Genomic DNA, 4,572 nt, shown 5'->3' with positions numbered 1-4,572 from the left:
AGTCAAGGATATCACCGAAATCGTCCAGGAAGTGATCTAAGCATCAATCACAAGCCCTAACACTTACGAAGGGGATATACCATGTCAAACGATGTATTGCCGAAGGAGATACTCGAACAGATCTCCGGGAAAGCCGGAAACTTGGATTTTGGCGACGTGATGGTCGTCGGCGGCGGGGTGAGTGGCATCCAGGCCTCCCTCGATCTGGCCACGGCGGGCTTCAGGGTCTATTTGGTCGAAAAAGCCCCCAGCATCGGCGGCCACATGGCCAGGCTGGACAAGACGTTCCCGACCAACGACTGCTCCATGTGAATTCTTTCACCGAAACTGGTCGAGGTCGGCCGGCATCCCAACATTGAAGTTCTGACACTGACGGAAGTCAAACACATTAACGGTGAAGCGGGTAATTTCAAGGTCACCCTGGAAAAGCAACCCCGCTACATTTTAGAGGATAAGTGCACAGGTTGTGGAACCTGCGTCAAATACTGCCCGGTGGAATATCCGGACGAATTCAATCAGCAAATATCGCGCAACAAGGCCGTGCATGTCTATTTCTCCCAGGCAGTTCCGCTGGTTGCCTACATCGATCAGAGCTGTCTGTACCTTAAGGAGAAAAAAGTGCCTGATCTGCCAAAGTGTCTGCCAGGCGGACGCCATCGATCTGACGCAGACCGCCGAGGAGTATCAGCTCTCGGTCGGCGCGGTGATTCTCTCTTCGGGGATCGAGCCTTTCGACCCATCGGTCCGGGAAGAATATCGCTATGGAGTGTTTGAAAACGTGGTGACCAGCATGGACTACGAACGCCTGCTCTCCTCGACGGGCCCCTACCAGGGCGAGGTCCAGCGCGCATCGGACAATCGGCATCCCAAGAAGGTTGCCTGGATCCAGTGTGTGGGATCCCGCCGGGTAACGCCCGAAGAGAACAGCTATTGTTCGGGGGTCTGCTGCACGTACACCCAAAAGCAGGTCATCCTGACCAAGGACCACGAACCGGAATGCGAATGCACCATTTTCCATAATGATATTCGCGCCTACGGCAAGGATTTCGAGCGTTATTTCCAGCGCACCGAGAACCTGCCCGGGGTGCGTTTCATCCGCAGCTACGTGTCCATTGCCCGGGAAATCCCGGACACCAAGAACGTGGTCATCCGCTATGCCACGGACGAGGACGGCGTCAAGGAAGAGGAGTTCGACATGGTGGTACTTTCCGTCGGGCTCAATCCTCCCCGGAACAACAAGGCCCTGGCGGAAAAATTCGGCATCGCCCTGAGTGATCACGGATTCAATAAGACCATCGAGACCAATCCCATGGCCACCAGCCGGCCGGGGGTTTTCGTCAGCGGTGCCTTCCAGGGCCCCACGGATATCCCCGAATCGGTCTTCACCGCCAGCGCGGCCGGTTCCCAGTGCGGCGAAATGCTCAACTACCGACGCGGCAAGCTGGCCCAGGAGCGGGTCTATCCGCCGGAACGGGATGTTTCCCAGCAGGCGCCGCGCTTGGGCGTTTTCGTCTGCCACTGCGGTGCCAACATCTCCAGCGTGGTGGATGTCACCTCGGCCGTGGATTACGCGCTGACCCTGCCCAACGTGGTCTATGCCAAGCAGCAACTCTTTTCCTGCGCCACCAACTCGGCCCAGGAGATCACCGACATCGCCAAGGAAAAAGGTCTCAACCGGGTGGTGATCGCCGCCTGCTCGCCGCGCACCCTGGAACCGCTTTTCCGTGACACCCTGCGCGAGGCCGGCCTCAATCAGTATTATCTGGACATGGCCAACATCCGCGAGCATTGCTCCTGGGTGCATTCCAAGCAGAAGGAAGATGCCACCAAAAAAGCCAAGGACATCATCCGCATGTCCGTGGCCCGCGCCGCCCAATTGCAGCCCCTGCAGGAGTTCGATCTGCCGGTCAACAAGGCCGCCCTGGTGGTCGGCGGCGGAATCGCCGGCATGACCTGTGCGCTCTCCATTGCCGCCCAGGGATTTGATGTCCATCTGGTGGAAAAGAGCAAGGAACTGGGGGGCATGGCCCGCCGGCTGCATAAAACCATTGAGGGAATGGATGTGGCCGCGCATCTGAACGATCTGATCAAGGCGGTTTACCAGAATCCGCGGATCTACGTCAGCCATGACGCCACCATCCAGGATGTCTCCGGCTACATCGGCAACTTCGTCACCACGGTCAAGTCCGAGCGTGGCATCCACCAGATCATGCACGGCGCGGCCGTGATCGCCATCGGCGCGGAAGTCTATCAGCCCACCGAATATCTCTACAACGAAAGCGACCAGGTGGTCACCCATGTGGAGCTGGGCGAGATGATCGCCGATAATGTCGAAGCGGTACAAAATGCCGATCGCGTGGTGATGATCCAGTGCGTCGGCTGTCGCAACGAGGATCGCAACTACTGCAGCCGGGTGTGCTGCAGCCATTCCATCAAAAACGCCCTGCAGCTCAAGGCGCTCAATCCGGATATCGACATCGACATCCTCTTCCGGGACGTGCGCACCTACGGGCTGCGCGAGGATTACTACCGCGAGGCCGCGGACAAGGGCGTGCGCTTCATCCGCTACACGCCGGAAAATCCGCCCCAGGTGGAAACGGGCACCGACGAGGAAGGCAAGGCGGTCATCAAGGTGAGCGTGGCCGATCCGATCCTGGGCCATGGCCTGGAACTGGATGCAGATCTTCTGGCCCTGGCCGCCGCCGTGGTGCCAGCCGAATCCACCAACGAGATTGCCGGCCTGTTCAAGGTCACCCTGAGCCCGGACGGTTTCTATAAGGAAGCGCACGTCAAGCTCAAACCGGTGGAGTTCGCCACCGACGGTGTCTACCTGTGCGGCACGGCCCACTACCCCAAACATATCCAGGAATCGATCAATCAGGCTTATGGCGCTGCCGGCCGGGTGGTCACCCTACTCTCCAGGGATACGGTGGTGGCCTCGGGCGCGGTTTGTGAAGTCAATGACAACGACTGCATCTCCTGCGGCGCCTGCATTACCGCCTGCACCTACGACGCCATCTCGTTCCGCGAAACGCCACTGGGCAGAAAAGCCTGGGTCAATCCGGTGCTCTGCAAGGGCGACGGGCTCTGCAACGCCAAGTGCCCGACCAACGCCATCGTCCTGAAGCACTTCACCAACGAGGCTTTACACGGCCAGATCGATGCCGCGATCACCGCCGAGGAGATCATCAAGCAGATCGATGCGGCCATGGAGCCGGTTTAACCAAAAGGGAGGTCACGCAAATGAGCGCTGCGATCGAATTCAAACCGAAACTGCTGGGTTTTGTCTGTCATTGGTGAGCGTACGGGGCTGCGGACCTGGCTGGAGTTTCCAGACTACAATATGCCAATGAAATGAGATTGATCCGTGTGATGTGTTCCGGTCGTGTCGACCTGGAGTTCATCCTGAGAGCCTTCGTCAACGGCCAGGACGGCGTGTTCGTCGGAGGCTGCAAACTGGACGAATGCAATTATGTCACCCACGGTAACTATGATGCCCTGGCCAATGTTTACATTGCCAAGAAAATCCTGGCAACCATCGGCCTCAACCCCGAACGCCTGAAGCTTCAGTTCATGTCCGGCGCGGACGGTAACCTTTTGGCCGAGGTCACCGACGCATTCAGCGAGGCGGTAAAGGCCATCGGCCCCCTGGGCAAGGGGGACGGGGAGGAAGCCGATGCCAAGATGCTCAAGCTGAAACTCGAAGCCGCCCAAAAGATCGTTCCCTATATCCGCCTGGTGGAACGGGAGCGCATGCGCATACCGCAAAAATCGAAAGCGGCTTACGAGGCGTTTTACACCAGCGATCAGTTCAATGCGCTATTCGATGAATTGATCGTCAGCAAGATGGCCATCAGTCAAATCACGGCCTTATTGAAGGAGAAAGCCCTTTCCACCGGTGAAATTGCCGCATCCTTAGGGCTGAATCCATCTGAAGTCTCAAGGCACATCAACAACTCGTCCCGATACGGGTTCGTCAGGTACGACGTGGAGCAGAAGTGTTACGCCCTGGCCTGAAGGATGGGATGAGCCCGTAAACCAAGGGGGAAGGCAGGAACAGGATTAGGAAAGGCGCTATGGATAACGAGAAAATCGATCAGATCATTGACCAACATGGTGGTGAGCCCAGCTCGCTCATTCAGGTGCTCCTGCAGATACAGAGCGAAAACAACTGGCTGCCCAAGGAGGCACTGGAACGCGTCAGCCAGCGCCTTGAAGTTCCCTTAACCCGCGTGCAGCATATCGCGACCTTCTACAAGGCGTTCAGCCTGGTACCCAAAGGTCGGCATGGCGTTCACATCTGCATGGGCACGGCCTGCCATGTGCGTGGGGCCGCCCGGGTGCTGGAAACAGTGGAGGACCTCACCGGCATCCAACCCGGCGAAACCGACCTGGACCTCAAGTTCAGCTTGGAGACGGTCAACTGCCTCGGTTGCTGCGCCCTGGGACCGGTGGTGGAAATCGATGGGAAGACGCATGGCAAGATGACGCCAGGCGAGACCGCAGACGTGTTAAAACATTATGAGTAGGATAAAAATATGCCGCTGATTAACTCACCCGCTGAATTGGACG

4 protein-coding genes and 2 pseudogenes are annotated in these 4,572 nt (G+C 57.9%); all 6 read left to right on the top strand.

What is annotated here, in order from left to right; genetic code table 11:
* Positions 1-81: 81 nt before the first annotated feature.
* The 6 genes and pseudogenes from JCM12296_RS51690 to JCM12296_RS32510 all read left to right on the top strand — a co-directional run bounded on the left by JCM12296_RS51690 (position 82) and on the right by JCM12296_RS32510 (position 4,529).
* Complete coding sequence (locus JCM12296_RS51690; RefSeq protein WP_246805233.1) at positions 82-312, top strand: FAD-dependent oxidoreductase; 231 nt, start codon at positions 82-84, stop codon at positions 310-312.
* Positions 313-474 (top strand): annotated as a pseudogene (locus tag JCM12296_RS51685) (hypothetical protein); the annotation flags it as partial.
* Positions 475-574: 100 nt separating this feature from the next.
* Positions 575-3,223, top strand: a complete 2,649-nt coding sequence (locus JCM12296_RS32520) for an FAD-dependent oxidoreductase (protein ID WP_246805231.1) — start codon at positions 575-577, stop codon at positions 3,221-3,223.
* 89 nt (positions 3,224-3,312) lie between these two features.
* Positions 3,313-3,633, top strand: a pseudogene (locus tag JCM12296_RS51680) (hydrogenase iron-sulfur subunit); the annotation flags it as partial.
* Positions 3,634-3,684: 51 nt separating this feature from the next.
* On the top strand, positions 3,685-4,017 hold the full coding sequence (locus JCM12296_RS51675) for an ArsR family transcriptional regulator (protein ID WP_479690894.1): 333 nt from the start codon (positions 3,685-3,687) through the stop codon (positions 4,015-4,017).
* Between the two features lie 59 nt (positions 4,018-4,076).
* On the top strand, positions 4,077-4,529 hold the full coding sequence (locus tag JCM12296_RS32510) for a complex I 24 kDa subunit family protein (RefSeq protein ID WP_054701843.1): 453 nt from the start codon (positions 4,077-4,079) through the stop codon (positions 4,527-4,529).
* Positions 4,530-4,572 lie beyond the last annotated feature (43 nt).

The sequence above is a fragment of the Desulfosarcina cetonica JCM 12296 genome, assembly GCF_001311845.1.
In the GTDB taxonomy this organism is placed as follows: Bacteria; Desulfobacterota; Desulfobacteria; order Desulfobacterales; family Desulfosarcinaceae; genus Desulfosarcina; species Desulfosarcina cetonica.
This window is presented reverse-complemented; position numbering and strand designations above follow the sequence as displayed.